The 19,424-nt window shown below is 40.8% G+C and carries 13 protein-coding genes and 1 pseudogene; 6 read left to right on the plus strand and 8 right to left on the minus strand.

The genetic code is table 11. From position 1 onward, the window contains the following. The first annotated feature begins 216 nt into the window (after window positions 1-216). Window positions 217-3,429 carry a CHAT domain-containing protein gene (locus R8P61_16430; GenBank protein MDW3648656.1) on the plus strand — a complete coding sequence of 1,071 codons (3,213 nt, stop codon included), beginning with the start codon at window positions 217-219 and terminating at the stop codon, window positions 3,427-3,429. On the opposite strand, the gene R8P61_16435 is transcribed toward R8P61_16430, so the two are convergent. Genes R8P61_16435 through R8P61_16445 form a run of 3 tightly spaced genes read right to left on the minus strand, consistent with a single transcriptional unit; the run spans window position 3,389 to window position 5,483 of the window. Then, window positions 3,389-3,949 (minus strand): hypothetical protein, encoded by a 561-nt coding sequence (locus tag R8P61_16435; protein ID MDW3648657.1) that lies wholly within the window; start codon window positions 3,947-3,949, stop codon window positions 3,389-3,391. The genes R8P61_16430 and R8P61_16435 overlap by 41 nt on opposite strands. 3 nt (window positions 3,950-3,952) lie before the next feature. Continuing rightward, window positions 3,953-4,777 carry a hypothetical protein gene (locus tag R8P61_16440; protein MDW3648658.1) on the minus strand — a complete coding sequence of 275 codons (825 nt, stop codon included), beginning with the start codon at window positions 4,775-4,777 and terminating at the stop codon, window positions 3,953-3,955. Window positions 4,778-4,790: 13 nt separating this feature from the next. Then, window positions 4,791-5,483 carry a sigma-70 family RNA polymerase sigma factor gene (locus tag R8P61_16445; GenBank protein ID MDW3648659.1) on the minus strand — a complete coding sequence of 231 codons (693 nt, stop codon included), beginning with the start codon at window positions 5,481-5,483 and terminating at the stop codon, window positions 4,791-4,793. Window positions 5,484-5,846: 363 nt separating this feature from the next. Between R8P61_16445 and crtD the strand changes: the two genes are divergently transcribed. The 3 genes from crtD (at window position 5,847) to R8P61_16460 (ending at window position 11,107) form a co-directional block, all read left to right on the plus strand. Further along, a complete protein-coding gene (gene crtD / locus R8P61_16450; GenBank protein MDW3648660.1) occupies window positions 5,847-7,313 on the plus strand; it encodes a 1-hydroxycarotenoid 3,4-desaturase CrtD in 1,467 nt (488 codons plus the stop codon). Window positions 7,314-7,571: 258 nt separating this feature from the next. Continuing rightward, window positions 7,572-10,052 (plus strand): TonB-dependent receptor plug domain-containing protein, encoded by a 2,481-nt coding sequence (locus R8P61_16455; protein MDW3648661.1) that lies wholly within the window; start codon window positions 7,572-7,574, stop codon window positions 10,050-10,052. 11 nt (window positions 10,053-10,063) lie between these two features. Further along, entirely contained in the window at window positions 10,064-11,107 is a 1,044-nt protein-coding gene (locus R8P61_16460) for a DUF4249 domain-containing protein (protein MDW3648662.1), read from the plus strand. A 2-nt stretch (window positions 11,108-11,109) separates the two neighbouring features. On the opposite strand, the gene R8P61_16465 is transcribed toward R8P61_16460, so the two are convergent. Beyond that, a complete protein-coding gene (locus tag R8P61_16465) occupies window positions 11,110-11,856 on the minus strand; it encodes a PLDc N-terminal domain-containing protein (protein MDW3648663.1) in 747 nt (248 codons plus the stop codon). Between the two features lie 174 nt (window positions 11,857-12,030). Between R8P61_16465 and R8P61_16470 the strand changes: the two genes are divergently transcribed. Further along, complete coding sequence (locus R8P61_16470; protein ID MDW3648664.1) at window positions 12,031-12,795, plus strand: GLPGLI family protein; 765 nt, start codon at window positions 12,031-12,033, stop codon at window positions 12,793-12,795. Between the two features lie 86 nt (window positions 12,796-12,881). Here R8P61_16470 and R8P61_16475 read toward each other — a convergent pair whose 3' ends face one another. The 4 genes and pseudogenes from R8P61_16475 to R8P61_16490 all read right to left on the minus strand — a co-directional run bounded on the left by R8P61_16475 (window position 12,882) and on the right by R8P61_16490 (window position 17,737). Further along, window positions 12,882-15,809 carry a TonB-dependent receptor plug domain-containing protein gene (locus R8P61_16475; protein ID MDW3648665.1) on the minus strand — a complete coding sequence of 976 codons (2,928 nt, stop codon included), beginning with the start codon at window positions 15,807-15,809 and terminating at the stop codon, window positions 12,882-12,884. Beyond that, a pseudogene (locus R8P61_16480) lies at window positions 15,783-15,950 on the minus strand (carboxypeptidase-like regulatory domain-containing protein). Before R8P61_16480 ends, R8P61_16475 begins: the two are co-directional and overlap by 27 nt. Before the next feature lie 15 nt (window positions 15,951-15,965). Further along, complete coding sequence (locus R8P61_16485) at window positions 15,966-16,139, minus strand: hypothetical protein (GenBank protein MDW3648666.1); 174 nt, start codon at window positions 16,137-16,139, stop codon at window positions 15,966-15,968. 278 nt (window positions 16,140-16,417) lie between these two features. Beyond that, complete coding sequence (locus R8P61_16490) at window positions 16,418-17,737, minus strand: NCS2 family permease (GenBank protein ID MDW3648667.1); 1,320 nt, start codon at window positions 17,735-17,737, stop codon at window positions 16,418-16,420. Window positions 17,738-17,840: 103 nt separating this feature from the next. Here R8P61_16490 and R8P61_16495 point away from each other — a divergent pair, with 103 nt between their 5' ends. Further along, the gene (locus R8P61_16495; GenBank protein ID MDW3648668.1) at window positions 17,841-19,397 is read left to right on the plus strand and encodes a hypothetical protein; all 1,557 of its coding nucleotides are present in this window, start codon (window positions 17,841-17,843) and stop codon (window positions 19,395-19,397) included. Window positions 19,398-19,424 lie beyond the last annotated feature (27 nt).

Consider the following 19,424-nt stretch of genomic DNA (forward strand, 5'->3'; position numbering starts at 1 on the left):
TATCCAAAATTTATGGACATTCACAACTTCCCATTCACAAACTCAAAATTTAGAACAAAAAAAAAATTGGCCCTAACACATCTGTATCAATATTTCAAATAATCGGCTTGCCATAAATTCCAGATAGTGCTACATTTGTTTAGTCTACAAAATTATCCCGCCGTTTAAATATTAGCTTTTCCCATAGCTGGTCAAGTAACTTAAACTTTAGCAATCATGCCTAAAAATGCTATTGCACATATCCTATGGGAAAATGCAAACATGAGTCCGACCTTTGGACTGATGTTAATTTTTACTTTTGTAAGTTTTAATTATTCATTTTCCCAAAATAACTTCAAAAAGTCTTGCGAAGACTATTACCTGGGAATAGATGTCCCTAATTCTAAGCAACCCATATTTCTTGATGCATATGCGGAATTAAGTAACGCTCAAGAAAGCAAGGAAAAAGTTGATTTTGACAGATACATGCTTGCTCTTGAAATGGACTTAGATACTTTAAAGTCCTTAGGCTGTTGGGAAGGATATAGCCGAGCTCTTCAAACACTTGGAGCCAGTTATTTGTCAATGGGTGCTTACATGAATGAGTTTGAGAAAGCAAAAGATTATTTAGACGAAATATTTACATTAGATTCATTAAAACTTCATTCTTCGCATCCCATTCGAACTAGCTCGGCTTATTATTTGGCTCAATTTTATGAGAGAACTTACCAAGCTGACTCCGCAATTAAATTTTTTAAGATTTGCCTTCAACATTATGGAGGAAATATAGCTAATAAAGGATTAAATATTTCCCTGATACATTTTGGATTAGCTCAAGTATATTTAGAATTAAAGCATAACATAGTAAAAGCCGAAGAACATTTTGAGAAATTTCTTGAAACAAGAAGGCATCCAGAATATGATACGTCAAAGGATTTAAGCGGATATCACAATATTTACAAATTAGAAGGTTATCATAATTTTGCTAAAAAATATTTTATAATTGGAGATTATGATAAGGCTCTTTCATACACCTACAGATTTAAAGACTCACTTTCCATTCACCCCTTTAATATTGAAATTCGAAAAATCTACGCATCTAAACTGCTAGGAGAAATCCATTTTAAAAAAGGGGAAATTGAATTTGCCTATGAAAACTTTTTGCAGGCCAAGGAGTATTTAAAAAAATCTCCAAACTACTATAAGTCATCTTCTCTTGATTATTTTTTTATTTCACTAGGGATTTCAAAAATCCATACAGAAAATAATTCCTTCAAAGATGCTAAAAGCTCTCTCATTGAGGGAATGAAAATTCTAACAAAAGAAAACAATCCAGATAATAAGTTTCATGCAGCCTTAGGCCTTCAACAACTTGCTTACATAGAATTTTTATCGAATCAATATGAAAATTCTATGAAATCCATTGATAGTTGCGACCAACTATTAGATCAATTTGAAATTGTGAGCGCAGATCTCAAAAGTAAAAATCTAATCCTTAGGAGTAAGATTTTGGAAAAGCGAGGTGATCTTAAAAAAGCATTAACGCTTATTAGCAAAGCTGAAAAAATGCTTACGGATAATTACTTTGAAGAGTATAATCCATACAAAAATATACTTTTAAAAGTATATAGCAGGAAAGCAAACCTCTTATGCCAGCTTGCTCAATATGGTTCTCTGGATCAAAACATGCAAAAGGAGGCTATTGAATACTACTTTAACGCAAGTACGATTTTAAAAGACTATCTCTATGAATTAGAAAGAGAGAATAGTCTACTCGAATTAAAACAAAGTTCTTATGAACTTTTTGAAAATGCTTTAGCTTGTATTTGGTCAAATTATCAACATAATCCAACGGAGACATTAGCTCAAAAAGCTTTCCTTTTAATGGAAAGAAGTAAAGGATCCGCTTTAGATAGGAAGTTAGTTGAAAAATATAACAATAGGCTGCTACCAAATATAGACGAGAAAAATAATCGAAATCTTCAAAAGGAATTGGCATTTCACCAGGCCCAATTGACAAAATTAGATCCCGCTGAAGATTTTTATGAACGTGAATACAGACAAATTTCTCAACGGATACTAGAGCTTGAAGAGAAATTAAACCATATTACCAAGCCCTCTAAAAAGCTTTATTCCTATGCAAATGCAGGAATAGTCGACTTCACCCAAATGTTAAATAATATAACTAAATCTGATTATGAGAATATTTTATCTTTCTACTGGGGAAAAAAATCCCTCTATAGGATATTCTATAATTCCGATAAGGGCTTTACCTTCTATAGAACTGATAATATTGAAGCCTTGAAAACAGAAATCCTCAGACTTAGAAATGTCTTTCTAAGCTATAAACCAAACAAGGATGCAAGGGTATTACAGAATTCGTATATAGATTTCACAGAATCTGCTTATTCACTTTATAAAAGCCTGTTTGAAAATATTGAGTTGAATAGAGCCAAAGAAAAAAGTGGAATTTTAATCCTCTCGGACGGACCTTTAGGAGTCATTCCTTTGGAGGTTTTGCTAACACAAAAGCCTCCGAAACAATTTTCCGGTTATAATGACCTTTCATATCTTGTTCGAGATTTCAACTTACACTATGCGCCATCGTTTTCATTCTTAATGAATGAAAACCTAATAAAAACAAAATCCCAGAAATCTGAAATCCTGGCATTTAGTTATTCAGGAGAAAAAGCAAATTTCAACAAGGTTTATGCATCAATAAAACGTGGGGGGAAACTTGAAGATTTACCAGGTTCCTATGCAGAGCTTCAAAGTATCTCCAAATATTATGATGGTTCATATCATATAGGTAATGAGGCGACTAAATCTCAATTTTTTAAGCAAGCGGGGAATTATAGCGCCTTGCATCTTTCTTTACATGGAGGTTGGGACAGTTTAGATTTCCCTTATTTGGTATTTCCTACCAATGACGCTTCAACAGATGTAGATTTTCTGTATTCTTATGAATTAGCAGGTTCCGGGCTAAAAGCAAATTTAGCAGTTCTTAGCGCATGTGAATCAGGCCTTGGGTCTTATATTTCAGGAGAAGGAATGCAGAGTATTGCAAATAGTTTTTTAGGCGCGGGATGCAGCTCTGTTATTTTTAGTTTATGGAAAGTTGATGATAAATCCACCTCTGATTTGATGGAATTCCTCTACCATAATCTTAGTCAGGATAAAGAGATGAATGATGCATTATCCCAAGCCAAAAGAGACTTCCTAAAAAATACCGACCCCTATATTTCTCATCCTGCAAACTGGTCTTCTTTTATACTTTATGGGCAAAAGAAGCCCCTTAACCAAAATAGTTGGATGTATCAGCTTCCCCTTTTTCTTTTGATTTTCATCTCAACCTTAACTCTTATCCTTGGGATGTTATATCTACAAAAGCAAAAAAAGATAAGTACAGCTAATTCCCGGTCTCTATCCAACCCCTTCGAATTGTTATGATTGAATCTGTAATATTATATTCTGTGTAATGAATACTTCCAAAAGGTCCAGCCGAAGTACTACGGAAATTCCCTGTAGGAATAAGACTCCTGTCTAAATCGGGAGTTGGTATTATTTCTGCGGTGATTATAATTGGCTCCCAAAATGGAGCCATTCCAGGATCACAAATTGGAGGTTTGGGTTTAGGAAATTTCAATCCTGCAACTTGTAAATAAGGGCTATATTCAGCTCTAATTTGCTCAAGCGTTTTACCATCAGGTCTATCCGTATATAAGGAATGAGGTATTCCATCATCGGTACTATTGCTATTGATTATTTTGTATTTGATTTTGCTAGTCTGGAGACTTTTGTCTCCAGGGAAAACACCCACAACTTCTATTTTCTTCTGTTTTATTAGAACAGTTAAAGGATAATTTAGCTTACTATCCGGATCTTTTGCCGGAAGAAAGTCTGTAATGTAAGGAGTACATGAGCTAAATAAAACTAAAAAGCTCAAAAGGAATATCTTTGAATTTTTCATCTCTTATTTCAAATTTTGCATTGATAAATTTAGTTTCTCCGATCTTATTTTATAAGGCCCATCCTCGCTTGCTAATTTCTCTAAAATAGATCTTGCACCGGAAAAATTGCCTTCTTTTAGATATACCAGAGCCAAATACCAATTGGCATCTTGAATATATTTTCCATCAGAATTATTATCGAGATATAGCTCAAGATCATTAATTGCAGATTCATATTTCTCCAGTTTCAATGAAGCCATAGCACGATAGAATCTCCCGATTTTTAAACTGTCATTTCCTGAATCAATAAAAACAGCAAGTTCTTTTGATGCAGCTTCAAAATTGTCTCTGGAATAAGTCTGTAAAGCATCGAATAGTAAAGAATCCAATGGATTATCCTGAATTACTGTAGGATCGGCACTCCTTCTAGGCTGTGTGGTTTCCTGGTTACTGAGGTGTCTATAATTTTCAGCAAATAGCTTATCATTCATATTTTCACCAGAATTAGCCATCCACCACACCCCCACACAACACACCAGAAAGAAAGCAACCGCAGCAGCCAGCTTCGCAGGCTCACGATACCATACCAAAGGCATCACAACGGTGGGCCTCTCAAGGCCAGATTCAGTATGGGTAGAATCAGTATTCTCATCAGGTGTATTAACTACCGTGCTATCTTCCTCTAAAGCCTCTCCTACAATTTCGCCCAGATAGATCTGTTGTTTTAGTTGTTCAAGAAGTTGAGGGTTGCGGCTGAGTTCAGATTCGAACTCCCGTTTCTCCTCGGCGCTTACTTGCCCGGCAAGGTATTTCTCTCGGAACCTGAAAGTATATTTAACGCTGTCCATTACTCTTAGGGAATTAGTAGTTTGAATTGGGAATCAGAAATGAGAGAAGCTTGTCCAGGTGTGAGATGGCTGCATCGCGTGCCGCTTCGAAACTGCTGTATCCTAGCTGCTTCAATTTGGCCGCATGCTTTTCCCTGAATTCCTCCGCATACCATTCACGCCTGCGTTTGGGATCAAAAATTTTCAATAGGACGCGAGCCTCTTCTCCCAGAGATGCGATAAATAATTCTCTGGCCTTTTTCCTGCACTGATTGGCCCGGCTGTTGATTGTGTCTTCGGTGAGCTTGAGGGTCTCTGCCAATTGACGGGAACTCTTTCCCTCGGCCTTTCCCTGGAGAATTTCTAAACAATTGCTGCCACTGGCTTTAAGATTTTCATGAATGAAAGTCTTACGTTCGGATTCCAGCCGTTTATTCAACTCAAGAACCGGATCCTCATAAAATGCCATTTCCACTTCCGCTGGCAATTCATCCGTAGTATAGGGTTTGCCCAATAGATTCCGGACAAGGTTTCTACAAATGCCAAAAGCATATCCTTTCTCCGATTCTATCACTTTCACCTGCCCCTCATTGCGCTTTTTATGGTACTCCAGATAGGCATCCGACAATATATCATCGGCATCCAGTCTGCGTCCGGAATACTTGTGCACAAATCTCTTGACGGCAGAACGAAAGTCCTCATCTGTAAAAGGATTATAATCCTCCATGTGCAGCTAATCTTTTATGCGAACGAGTAAAAATGGATACTCTCATATACTCAGTTCAATTAGTAGTGTGAATTCTTAGGTCTTTCTAAATCAAATTCGGAAAAATTGCTGCTTTATTTTCTGAAAGGGGCTATTCACAAGAATAGGAGGCGCTAATAAGAAGATAGAGCAAGTATTATTTCCCGTTGAGATGTAAACAAGATCACGAAAATTTTTAATTAAGTCAATTTTACGATTTATCAGACTTATCAGGATTCCATCTAACAGAAAACTGAAGCACAAAATCAGCTGGCATACTTTTATTATCAGAAACAAATCCAAATATTTAGAGTTTCCATAAGGTAAATTCAGGAATCGCAAAACATGCCTCAAAAGAAAGCCATAGTAGTAGGTGCAGGAATTGGTGGATTAGCCACATCCATTCGCTTGAGATCAAAAGGATATGAAGTAGAAGTTTTCGAAGCTTCTGAGAAAGCCGGAGGGAAACTCAATCAAATGGAGGAAAAAGGTTACCGATTTGATATGGGCCCCTCTCTATTTACCCTGCCAAAAGAATTGGATCATGTCTTTGAAACGGCTGGCAAAAATCCCCGAGACTACTATGATTACGAAAAGCTGGAACTTATTACCAAGTATTTTTATGAGGATGGTACCCAAATAGATGCCTGGGCAGAGCCTCTGCGTTTTGCCAAAGAACTCGAAGAAAAGACGGGCGAAACTGCAGCAAAGGCCTTGAAGGTATTGAAGAAAAGTTCGGAGATTTACGACATCACTTCCCATGTTTTCCTCGAACGTTCCCTCCACAAACTCAGCACCTACCTTCGAAAGGATACCCTGATCTCTATTTTGAATTTGCATCGCATCGACTCCATGCGAACCATGCATAAAGCCAATGCAAGTCAATTCAATGATCCACGTGTCGTACAGCTTTTCGACCGATATGCTACCTATAATGGTTCCAATCCCTATGAAGCTCCTGCAACCCTGAGGATCATTCCCCATCTCGAATTCAATATCGGTGCCTATTTTCCGAAAAAAGGAATTTATGCCATTCCTACTTCCTTATACAGTCTCGCTACTGATTTAGGGATAAAGTTTCATTTCGGAGAAAAAGTGGATGAAATTCTGGTAGAGGATAAAGCAGTTAGAGGGATTCGGATAGGCGAAAACAAGCATGAAGCAGAGGTGGTAGTGAGCAATATGGATGTCGTGCCTACTTACCGGCATTTGTTATCCAGTCAAAAAGCTCCGGAAAAAATTCTGACCCAGCCTCGTTCCAGTTCAGCCCTTATATTTTACTGGGGAATAAAGGATAGCTTCCCTGATCTGGATTTGCACAACATTTTCTTTAGCCAGAATTACCAGGAAGAGTTTCGATATATCTGGGAAGAAAAAAGCATCTACGAGGATCCAACCATTTACGTCCACATCAGCAGCAAATGTGAAAAAGGAGATGCACCTGCAGGCAAAGAAAATTGGTTCGTCATGATCAATGTCCCCGCCAATCAGGGACAGGATTGGGAAAGTCTGATTTCAGCTGCCAGAAAAAACATCCTCTCAAAACTTTCCCGCATGCTGGGAAAAGACATTGAATCGCTGATAGAGTTTGAAGATCGCCTTACTCCCGAACTTATAGAAAGCCGAACCTCCTCCTATCAAGGTGCCCTTTACGGTAACAGCTCCAACAACAAATTCGCAGCTTTCCTCCGTCATCCCAATTTCCACCGCAAGATCAAAGGACTATACTTTGTCGGAGGTAGCGTACATCCCGGCGGAGGAATTCCCCTCTGTTTGCTTTCAGCTCGTATCGTCGGAGATTTAATTGAGTAAACTCAGTGTTAGGGTGTTTGAGTTTTAGGGTGTTAGGGTAGAGAGTAGTTTGTGATTTCGCTTCCTTTCCATCCCTAAAACACGAATACACTAACACGCAAACACCCTCTTTTTCCCTTCCTCTAACACATTAAGACACAGCTCCCCATCCCTATCCCCTATTCCATAATTTTTACCCCAAAATAACTTTGTGGCCGCGCATCTTTTTGCCCTACTTAGCCGTCTTCTATGGCAAATGTAAAAACCTGAAAACTATTTATGAACCTACTCAGAATTTCAATTCTAAGCCTTGTATTCCTGTGCTTTTGCTGGATACAAGGCCAAGCACAGTCCTACACCATTAACGGCTACGTAAAAGATCTCAGCAATGGGGAATCCCTCATTAATGCTACCATCCTGGATGAAGCTTCAGGAAAAGGGGCCATCACGAACAATTTTGGATTCTTTAGCCTTAAACTGCCTCAGGATTCAGTCAAATTGAAACTTTCCTACGCCGGCTTTAGTCCCAAACGCATCTCATTTTTCCTCAAGCAGGATACTACCCTCAATGTGAGCCTGGATGCCCTGACCTTAAATTCGGTGGACATCATTGCAGAGGAAGTCGAAAGAGAAGTTGACAATGCACAAATGGGAGCTGTAGTGGTGCCTATTTCGCAGGTAAAACTGATGCCGGCACTATTGGGGGAAGTCGATGTAATCAAGGCTATCCAATTGATGCCCGGTGTTCAATCCGGAAGTGAAGGTACTACCGGCCTTTATGTGCGTGGCGGTGGACCTGACCAAAACCTCATTATGCTGGATGGAGTTCCTCTCTATTATGTGAGCCATTTGGGAGGCTTTTTCTCGGTCTTCAATGCTGACGCCCTAAGTTCTGTTAAACTCTACAAAGGGGGCTTCCCCGCTCGATATGGAGGACGGCTTTCTTCTATCCTGGATATCCGGATGAAAGAAGGGAACCTCAACAAATTTGAAGGCGAAGGAAGCATAGGCTTAATATCATCCAAACTTTCCCTGCAAGGGCCAATACAGAAAGGAAAATCTTCTTTCATCATTTCAGGCCGACGTACCTACATTGATCTGCTTACCCGTCCGATTTCCAAAATTGCTTCTCAGGGAGAGGCTTCAGTAGGCTATTATTTCTATGATTTAAATGGAAAGATCAATCACCGTTTTTCCGATAAGGACCGTTTATACTTCAGCTTTTACATGGGAGATGACAAATTTGGTGGAAGCGGAAAAACGGAAGACACAAATTATGAAGACGAATTCAAACTCGGATTAAGTTGGGGAAACAGGATAGGAGCCTTGAGATGGAATCACGTTTGGTCCAAAAATCTCTTTTCCAATGTTACGGGTACTTTCTCTCGCTATCAGTTGAAAACAAGTGCAGAAGGAAGCAGTAAATACTCGGATGGAGATACCACCATTACTGATGTATTTGGACTGGAATATCTCTCTAGAATTCAGGATTGGGGAGGTCGAATTGACTTTGATTATTACCCTTCTCCAGCTCATGATATAAAATTTGGGATACAGACCACCTACCATACCTTCGAACCCGGCACCATTGGTATTAATCAAAGAAGTAATGAAACCCGGGTAGACACCAATCTGGTATCAAATCTTGACTATACCTGGGAAAGTGCGATTTATTTTGAAGATAGAATAAAGATCGGGCAAAAATTCAGTGCCAATCTCGGGGTACATGCCACCCAATATCTGATCGATAAGAAAACCTTTTATACCATTCAGCCTCGACTATCTGCCCGCTTTGCCTTGAGCAAAAACGTAGCATTCAAGGCTTCCTATGTTCAGATGAACCAATTCATTCATTTGCTGACCAATTCTGGTACCGGACTCCCCATCGACCTCTGGGTACCAGCTACAGATAAGGTCCCTTCTCAATTTTCCTGGCAGGCCGCAGCCGGCGTTTCAGCTTCTCTTTGGCAAGACCAGTATCAATTGACAGTAGAAGGCTATTATAAAGAAATGACAGGCCTCATTGCCTATAAAGAGGGAAACAACTTCTTCTTCGGTGGGCTTCAATCCGGCAGTTGGGAGGAAACAGTGGAAACCGGAGGAAGAGGAGAATCCTATGGTGCGGAGGTTTTACTCCAAAAGAAAACTGGAAAAACGACCGGATGGATCGGATATACGCTTTCCTGGAACTGGCGCCAGTTTCCCAATATCAATGAAGGCTCTCGGTTTCCCTACAAATACGACCGCCGACATGACATCAGCATCGTAGTCAGCCATAAATTCAACAAAAGAGTATCGGTAGCAGGCACCTGGGTATTCGGTACAGGAAATGCCATCACCTTGCCTACGGGTGGATATCCGACTTTGGCAGATCCTACCCGACAAGGAAATATCAGGTTCAGAGATGTGAATGGAGAAACCTCTCCAGTATTCTATACTCCTTTCCGACAAATCTTCACAGACATTACGGGATATGGAAATGGAGCACAAGTATTTGAAAATGGAAGAAATGGCTTCCGGATGCAGGCTTATCACAGATTAGACCTTGGAGTAAACTTTACCAAAGAGAAAAAATGGGGAGAGAGAACCTGGACCATTGGGGTGTATAATGCATATAGTCGCCTCAATCCTTTCGCTTACTATTTGGATGGCAATGAAAGATTCAATCCGGACACCGGACAATTCGACAGCAATCCAACCCTAAAAAAGCTGGCCATTTTCCCCATCATTCCATCCGTCAGTTACCAATTCAAATTCTAAGCAGCAAACAAATGAACAAGTACATAGCAATTATATTTCTTAGTGGCCTATTCTTCTCGGCTTGTCAGAGGGACCTCAATATCCCTTTGCCTCAGCATGAGCCGAAGTTAACCTTGTATGCCTTTCTTCAGGCTGGAGAACCGATTGATCTCTATGTGATGAGAAGCTTTGGAATACTCGAAAACCTGGAAGATAAAGACGTAGCTGTCGCGGATGCAAAAGTGGAGCTTTACAAGAATGGCAACCTGATTGATGAGTTAATATATAAGGATACCACTTTTACCGATACCCTCTGGAGATTTACCTTCAGCCCAGGTCCGGGAGAACCAGATACTACCATTTATTATACAGAGGTTTTGAATGGAGCAAAATATTTCCCCAGCAAAGTTCTCGATGCTCCCCAAGCCGGAGAGACCTATAGGTTCGTAGCGAGCCATGCTACCTATGGAACTGCAGAGGGAGAAACCACCATTCCAGGGAAAGCCGTACTAAATGGGGTAAACTTCTATGCAGATTCCTTGTCTTTTGTAGATTCTTATGGGGATGAAATGAATTGGTCTGCCCTGGATTTAAAAATCAATGATCCGCCCGGAGAAGGCAATCACTACAACTTCATTGTGGGGGTAGATTATGAAGCAGATGATTTTCAAGGAGGATTTGAAGAACGCAGAGAATGGAAATGGCCGGGACTGGAAATCAAAAGCGATCCCGATGGTTACACCTATATTCAGAATAAACCCTTATCCGATGAAGATTTTGATGGGCAAACAGCTGATCGTCTTTGGTGGTTTGATTTGCCAGAAAGTTACAGATGGTCAGGGCAGGAACCACGAGAAGTAAAATATCATCGATTGCTGATACAAGGAATCAGTCTGAGTAAAGAATATGCCAGATTTCAGGAGAAATTGCAGCTACAAACCTACAATCGTCTATCAGGAATAGAGAGTGCCTTTGTTCCCAGCGAACCTGTTATCATTCCCAATAATGTCAAAGGAGGCTATGGGGTCATTGGTTCCTTCAATGTAGCAGAAGAATATATACTCGAACTGCAATAGATCTAGTTTAGCACTTTCAACTCCCTCCTCGCGATATTCAACCATTCCTTTTGGGATTGTTTGTAATGTTGTGGGGAGGCTTTTGCATAAAGGAGCATTTCATTATAAATATCCCGGGCCTGATCCTCTTTCCCCTGACTTTGGAGAAATTGAGCATAGCGACATCGAGCTTGTTCTCCGCTAAAGGTTTCTGCCAGAGCACTGTATTCGATTTCTGCAGCAGCCAGATTTCCCATTTGTTCCAAAGCCTCCGGAAGTAGCAGGTCAAATTCTGTAGGTTTATTTCCGCTCCGAAATTCACGCATACGTTCTACCGCCGCAGGAACCTGATCAAAACTCCCTAAATGGAATTGAGCATAGGCAATTCCCTTCCAGATATTGGGATCTTGTTTGCCGGGGCCTGTAGAAAGAGCCGTATAAATATCCAGCGCATCTTCATAACGCCTGGCTCTCTGGTAGCCATCAGCTAAGGCCATTCGATTTTTGAAGGAAGGAGATAATTCAACTGCTTCCTCCAGATTTTGAATTTCTTTTTCCGGATAAAAGAAGGATCCCAGACTCTCTCCGGCTTTATCTGTAATACCCTGATCTTTTAGTTCGGGAAATTTTTCAATAAAGAAGTACAGAATGCTTCCAAAACCTGGTACAAAAAGGATAACAAAAATCCAGAAGAACTTTCTCTTCTTATAGGCATCATACATAAAGTAGATCTGGACAGCAATTACGAGGAAACTTAAAATTCGGCCCATGGTGTACACGTCTAATGGTTAAATAGCGAAGTAAAAATAGTGCTTTTTTTATGATAAGCTTTAACAGAATCGACGCAAAAAGAGCCATAAGGGTCTAAAACATTAGGAAAACTTTAACTTTTCATTAGGAATTAGACTGAGGAATCCCCCCTATTTTTGACAAAAACCATCAATATGAAAAAAGTCTGGATACTCTTTTTACTCTTATTGCCCCTGATGAGTCAGGCTCAGAATACAGAAGGGCAAATCTTGTTCGAAGAAAAAATGAACATGCACGTTGACATGGAAGTTGACGGAGAAAATGAAGAAATGATGGAGCAGCTTAAGGCTATGCTCCCGGAACATCGCATCACAAAAAGAATGTTGACCTTCACTGAAACCTCCTCTATTTACAAAAATCACAAAGGCACAGATGAGCCTATGGAACTCTCTCATGAGAGTGAAGGCATGGCTATCCACATGAAATTTGAAGAGCCGGAAAATATCCTCTTCAAAGATCTTGATGCCAATCGAAGTGTTCAACAACAGGAATTCTTCACCCGTAAATTCCTGATTAAGGATGATATCGAAAATTTTAAATGGAAATTGACTGGAGAAAGCAAAGAAGTGATGGGATACACCTGTCAGCAAGCAACTTCAGGTGAGGGGGAAGAGAAAGTCATTGCCTGGTTTGCCCCGGAAATACCTGTTTCAGGAGGCCCTGGTAAATATGGCCAGCTGCCCGGAATGATCCTCGAATTAGAGGCACAGGAAGGAAAGCTGAAAATCTATGCAACAGCTATCACTTTTGAGAAAGTGGATAAGAAAATGATGGAAGAGCCTAAAAAAGGAAAGGTTGTTAGCCGTGATGAGTTCAAGAAGATTCAGGAAGAAAAAATGAAAGAGATGCAAATGGAAATGGGCGGTTCTGGAGGAGGAAGAATCATTATTCGAAATTAGATTTTCATTTCGATCAAATAAAAAAGCCCGCATCTTGTGATGCGGGCTTTTTTTATATCTATGCTCTTAGAGAGCTTTCTTTCAAATTAGAAAGAGTAACGCAGACCGATCTGGCTGTACCATCTTGCACTTCTAGTTCCAGTCTGGATCAAGCTGTAAGGCTCTCCATCCACGCCGTCAAATGCAAAGGTAGGCTGATTGGTTCCAGGCAAGAAGTCAACAAAGCGAATCAGACGGAAGTATCCATCATCTACGAAGTAAGACTTACCCCACTCTGGGTTGATCAGGTTAGCTACGTTAAAGATATCGTAAGAAATCTGTACTGTATGTCTTTTGTTTCCAACATTGAAAGAGATATCCTGAGCGATCTTCAAGTCGAAGAGGTGCTCGAAAGGAGTTCTGGAACGGTTTCTTTCAACATACTCACCACGAACAGTACTCAAGTAAGGATCAGCTTCGATATAAGCATCCAAAGCGGCCCATTGCTGAGAAGCTGTAGCAGCATCAGCAAATACAATATCGCCTTGAGAAGCAGGAACATAAATCAAAGCTCTGCTATCTTCACTATCCTCATTGGTAAAGTTGTCTCCGTTTTGGTAAACGTAAGAGAATGGCTGACCTGCTTGTCCATTGTAGAACAAGGAGATAGTAGTTGACAGGTTTCCGTTACCATATTCGAAACGCTTGGCAAGGAAGGCACTGATTCTTGAACCGGCATCAAATGTACTTCTGGTTACAATAGGATTGTTACGTCCCATTACAGAAGTGTTATCTCTCCAGTTAGTAGAGTTGATAAATCCAGTTCCTTCAAAAAGAGACTCAGAACGAGTGAATGAGTAAGCAATGCTACCCAACCAGTTGTCAGAGAATGGTTTTTGAAGTTGTACCGTGAAGTTTCCAGTATATCCTTTGCTGGTATTATCTACCAGAGTTACTCTTGAATAGGTATCATCAACAACATCTCCACTAAAGATGGGACGCTGATCAGCACCATCAAGATTATCAGTAGAAGGAGCGAGGTTAACATTCTTCACATCCATATCGTTCAGCGCCTTCGTGAAGATTCCTTCCAATGTCAGGATAAATCCACCGGGAAGCTTTTGATCCCAGGCAACAGAAGAACGGAAGAACTGAGGATACTTGAAGTTCTCAGCAAACAAGTCAACATCACCGGAAGGAGAAGTCAGGGTAAGACGCTCTCTCCAGGAATCAGGAGTCGCACGGAAAGGTCCGAAAGAAGCATTGAAGCTTGAGTTCAAACCATTACGGATGAACATACCGCCTGGCCATACCCAGGGCACTCTGGAGGTGAAGATACCTGCACCACCACGAACCTGAGTCTTCTGATCTCCATTAACGTCCCAGTTGAAACCGATACGAGGAGAGATCATGATAGAAGTACTAGGAGCTTTACTTGCCTGAGCACCTTTCAAATCATATCCAGCTGCTTCAAGAACGGGAATAGTTTCGCTATTGAAAGCTGCATTATCCAAAGGAGGATCATCCGTAAAAATCGGGATATCAGCGCGCAATCCGTAAGAAAGCTTGAAGTTATCGTTGACGTCCCATTCGTCCTGTGCATAGAAAGCCAACTGCATCGCATTGAAGGTAGGCCCGAGGTTATCAGCCTCATCACCAAATCTTACAGAAGCAGCATCGCCAGGAGTAGTTGGTTGCTCATGTCCAAAGAGAGAGAAACCAGGAGCACCACTCATGAAGAGATCCAAACCAGTCTGGATTACGTTACCATTATCATCCAAAACATTGTCATAGAAATATCTTGGAGTAGAGAAGATGGCAAAGAGGTTCTGAATTTTGAAAAATTCGTTATGCGTTCCGAAGGTGAAGTTGTGACGACCTTTACTGATAGTCAGGTTGTCTGTAACAGTAAATACATCCTGGTTTACAATGTTTGAGTAAGAGAAATTATCTGTACCAAACAAAACCAATCCGTTTCCGTCCTGAGCCTGAACCTGAGGGAATGGATCTCCCAGAATATCACGGTCATCACGAACAGTTGTCAAACTCACAACCAGGTTGTTGAAGACACTGCTGCTGATCGTACTTTTAAGTTCTAAAGCTGCAGAGTTGGTAGTTGAAGGGAAGAATACACCTACATTCTCGAAAGGAAGGGTAGTATTACTAGGTCTCAATACATCAGACTCAACTCCTTTTACATAAGAGTAACGAAGAGACATTTTGTTGTTCTCATTGATGTTCCAGTCCAATTTAGCCAGGAATCTATCAGTAGAACGATCCGTTGCATTGTTCAAATATCCACCAGGATTATAATTGTAGGTATTATCCAGGTAATTTACCAATTCGTCAATCTTAGCAGCATCAGCACTTCCTTGATAATCAGCAAAAGAGAAAGGCTTAGGTTCTTCATCTCTTTGAATCTCAAAGTTGGTAAAGAAGAAAAGCTTATCCTTGATTATCGGACCACCAAGTCTGAAACCGGTAGTATAAGAAGTAAAAGGATCAAGTTGTGTTCTGTTAGCGATATCATCTCCAGGTGTTTTACCTGCAAGATTTTGATCTTTGTAGAATCCATAAACAGATCCTTCAAATTCATTGGTACCACTACGAGTTACTGCATTGATACTTGCTCCGGCGAAACCACCATATTTTACATCAAAAGGAGCCAATACAACAGAGATCTGCTCAATTGCATCTGGCGAAATAGGACTGATACCTGCCTGTCCACCATTGGTTCCTGAGTTAGCCAAACCAAAAACATCATTGTTAACAGCACCATCAAAGTAGATAGCATTGTATCGGTTGTTCATCCCTGCAACAGACAATCCACCACCGTTTGCATTTCCTTTCTGAGAAGGAGAAGTACGGGGATCAAGTCTTGCAAAGTCCTGAAGGAAGTTACGGTCAACCGTAGGAAGCGTATTGATTGCTTCTTTTCCTACAAAAGTCTCCGCACCTGTACGGTTACCATCGAAAAGGTCTCCGGAACCCGCTGAGATTACAACCTCTTCCAGAAGGATATCCTTGCTACTCATTCTCAGGTTTACCCGGTAGGTTTGACCCAAAGTAAGGTAGATCCCTTCTTGCGAAGATTGCTCATAGCCTACAAAAGTAGCAGTTACTTTGTAAGGACCACCTACACGCATGTTGGGGATACGGAAATATCCTTCATCATTGGTAAGGGTACCAAACTAAGAACCCGTAGGACCATGAATAGCAATTACAGTGGCGGCGGCTAATCCGTTGCCGTCATCGCCAGTGACCCTTCCGTTCATTGTAGAAGTGGTCGTGCCCTGTCCCAAAGCATTGGGAACAATTCCAATGGCCAGCAAAGCCATAATCAGAATAGTAAAGGCTTTTTGCATGTTTAGTTTTTAATTAAGTTAGATAAGATTAAAAAAGAACGAATACATAAATGATAAACGCGCATTTGCCAGTGGCAAATGCGCGCAGTCTTTTATACTAAGTTTTGTATAGATCTTAGATTAAAATGGACCTTCCTATAAATATAAGGTCGCATTGAAGCTTTCCAATAATTTCTACTCGTGTACATGTAACCTTTCGGTGTTTTCAGGTATCACCCTAAAAGACGCCGCAAGCTAGTCATAATTTCTAATTTTGAAAACTCCTCTTGAAGATTTAATTATATCATAACATACTGAAGTACGAAAAGCAGTACTAAAATGTATAGAATTGGATGTACGGATTTTGCATTTCCTTTAAATACATTCACCAACACATAAAACATCATCCCTATGGCGATCCCATTGGCAATGCTATAGGTAAAAGGCATGAAGATGATCAATAATAAAGCAGGAACGGATGTTTCCAAATCACTCAGATCGATCTTCTGAATACTTTCGAGCATCAGCAAACCAACCATGATCAATACCGGAGAGGTAGCTGCCGCAGGTACAATCCCGGCAACCGGTGCCAAAAATATAGCCAGCAGGAAAAATACTGCAGCACTCACCGCGGTCAATCCCGTTCGCCCTCCGGCAACAATACCCGAACCACTTTCTATATAGGTAGTAACTGTTGATGTTCCGAGCAATGATCCAATCAATGTCGCACTCGCATCTGCCAATAATGCTTTTTCCATACGAGGTAAGTTCCCATTTTCATCCAGCAAATCCCCCTTGGCTGCGGTTCCGATCAGGGTCCCAAAAGTATCGAAGAGGTCAACCAGGGTGAAACTCAGAATAACCAGGATAGCAGTGAAAATCATCCCTGCACCACTCTGCCCTTCCGGGGGGGTAAACAATCCAGCCAGATCCAGCTGAAAAGCCGTCTCTGATAAACTGATTTCCGAGAAGCTATAGGAATCCGGCAATTGGGTAACTCCCATAGGAATACCCAACAATGTAGTACCCAATATCGCCCAAAGCATGGCAAAACGTACTTTCATAACCATAAGTGCAGTCAGGAGAACAAATCCGATGATCCCCAGTAAAACCGGAGCAGAATTCACATCTCCCAAATCCAGTACAGGTCCTTCCATATTTACGATGCCCGCATTCTTCAATCCGATCAGCGCAATAAATAGACCTATGCCCGGAGCGATGGCAAATTTCAGATTGGCCGGAATAGCATCAATGATGCTTTTTCGTAATCCAGTAATTGTCAACAGGATAAATATCAGGCCAGAAAGAAAGACAATCGCAAGTCCTTGCTGCCAGGTGTAGCCCAATCCCATGACGACGGTGTACACAAAAAAAGCATTCAATCCCATACCTGGGGCCTGAGCAAAAGGATAGTTTGCCAATAGACCGATCAACAAACTTCCGATCGCAGAAGCAATACAGGTTGCGACCAGAACGGCCCCCGTATCCATCCCTGTTTTCCCCAGCATTTCCGGATTGACAAAGATGATATATGACATGGTTAAAAAGGTGGTCAGACCGGCGATGATTTCTGTCCGGACGTTGCTCCCCTTTTGGGATAATTGGAAGAACTTATCCATGAATTTCAGCTAGTAATAATATAGTAGTTATAAAAACTTAATCTCTAAGAAGGGCATAAGTAAGTAAAAAATTCTTAATTTTGGCGGAATTTCGATTCAACCTATGATAAGATATTCACTGCTCTTTCTTCTCATCATCTGCTCCAATCTCTATTCCCAAACAAATGTTGATCTCCAAGAGTATCTCCTTCAACGAGAGGCTCTGATGCAAACAGACAGTTTGGATTTTTTGAGTAGAAACACCCTTCTTTCCGTAGAAGAAAAGCTGCTCAATGAAAAAATGAAGGAATACCAGAGGAGTATGCTTGAAGCATATAAGGCTGAGCATTTCTTTCCTCCCGCCCGCAATTTCTACCAGTCTAAAAGCCATATTGAGGCCAACCCTTTCTTTGACCTTATTCACAGGATGCCCAAAGGAGGTATTTTACATCTGCACGATCTGGCTATGACAAATGTGGAATGGATCCTTGACAAAGCCATTCACACACCTGAGATACATGTCTTTTGGGAAGAGGACAACAAAAGCTTCCTCAAAGGGAAAATGTATGCCTATAAACAGGGGCAGGCTCCGCAAGGATTTTATCCTGCAAAAGAACTGGATCAAAGAATTCCGGATTTCAAAGAAAAGTTAAAGGCTCTACTGACCTTTGACGAAAGCATTGAGGGAGATTCTGTTGATATCTGGTATGAGTTTGAAGCCATTTTCGAAAGGGTTTATGGATTCACCTATTATAAACCCGTTTTCGCTGAGTACTTTTACCAGGGACTCAAAGACCATATTGAAGACAATATTCAACATATAGAGTTGAGAGGACGCTATGACGAACACCTCTATACCCTGGAATCCTCCACTACCCCACATGCTGAAGTCATGGCCATAATTCGGGAAGCTTATGCAAGAGCCAGAGAGTTGGATCCGGAATTTAGCATGAGCCTGATCTGGGCCAATCTTCGTTTTCTGGACAAAGAATTTATCGAAAAAGATATGTTCGCAGCGCTCGAAGCCCATAAAGAAGATCCGGATTTGATAAAAGGCTATGATCTGGTAGCGGAAGAAGACAATGGTAACCCAACCCTTTACCATGCAGCAGCATTCCTCAAACTGAAAAGGGAAATTCAGAATCAAAAGCTGGACTTCAATCTCTATCTACATGATGGAGAAAGTTCCTGGATGCATGTGAGCAATCTGTATGATGCTGTATTGCTAGGATCAAAACGTATCGGACATGGATTCAACCTTTTTCGTTTCCCACAATTGATGAAAGTGGTAAAAGAGAAAGATATTTGTATCGAGGTGAGTCCATTGAGCAATCAAATCCTAGGATATGTTAGAGACCTGCGCATGCATCCTGCAAGTACCTATATTCGAAATGGATTGGAGGTAGTTATCTCTTCAGATGATCCTCAACTCTTTAATTACAAAGGCTTATCCTATGATTTCTGGTCAGCTTACATGGCTTGGGAGCTGGATTTAGCTACGCTCAGGGAATTGTGCAAAAACAGCATAGAACATGCCGCCCTTGGGCCAGAAGAAAAAGCCCATGCTATGAAAGTCTGGGAGCATCGTTGGCAAAATTTTGTCACAGATGCAATCGCAAATTGGAATATAACTTCGAATGAGACATATCTGAGGAAAAGAAAATCCTCAGAAAAGGAATAGATTTGTGTTCAACTTCCTATTGACCTA

The organism is Bacteroidia bacterium, assembly GCA_033391075.1.
Lineage (GTDB): Bacteria > Bacteroidota > Bacteroidia > J057 > J057 > JAWPMV01.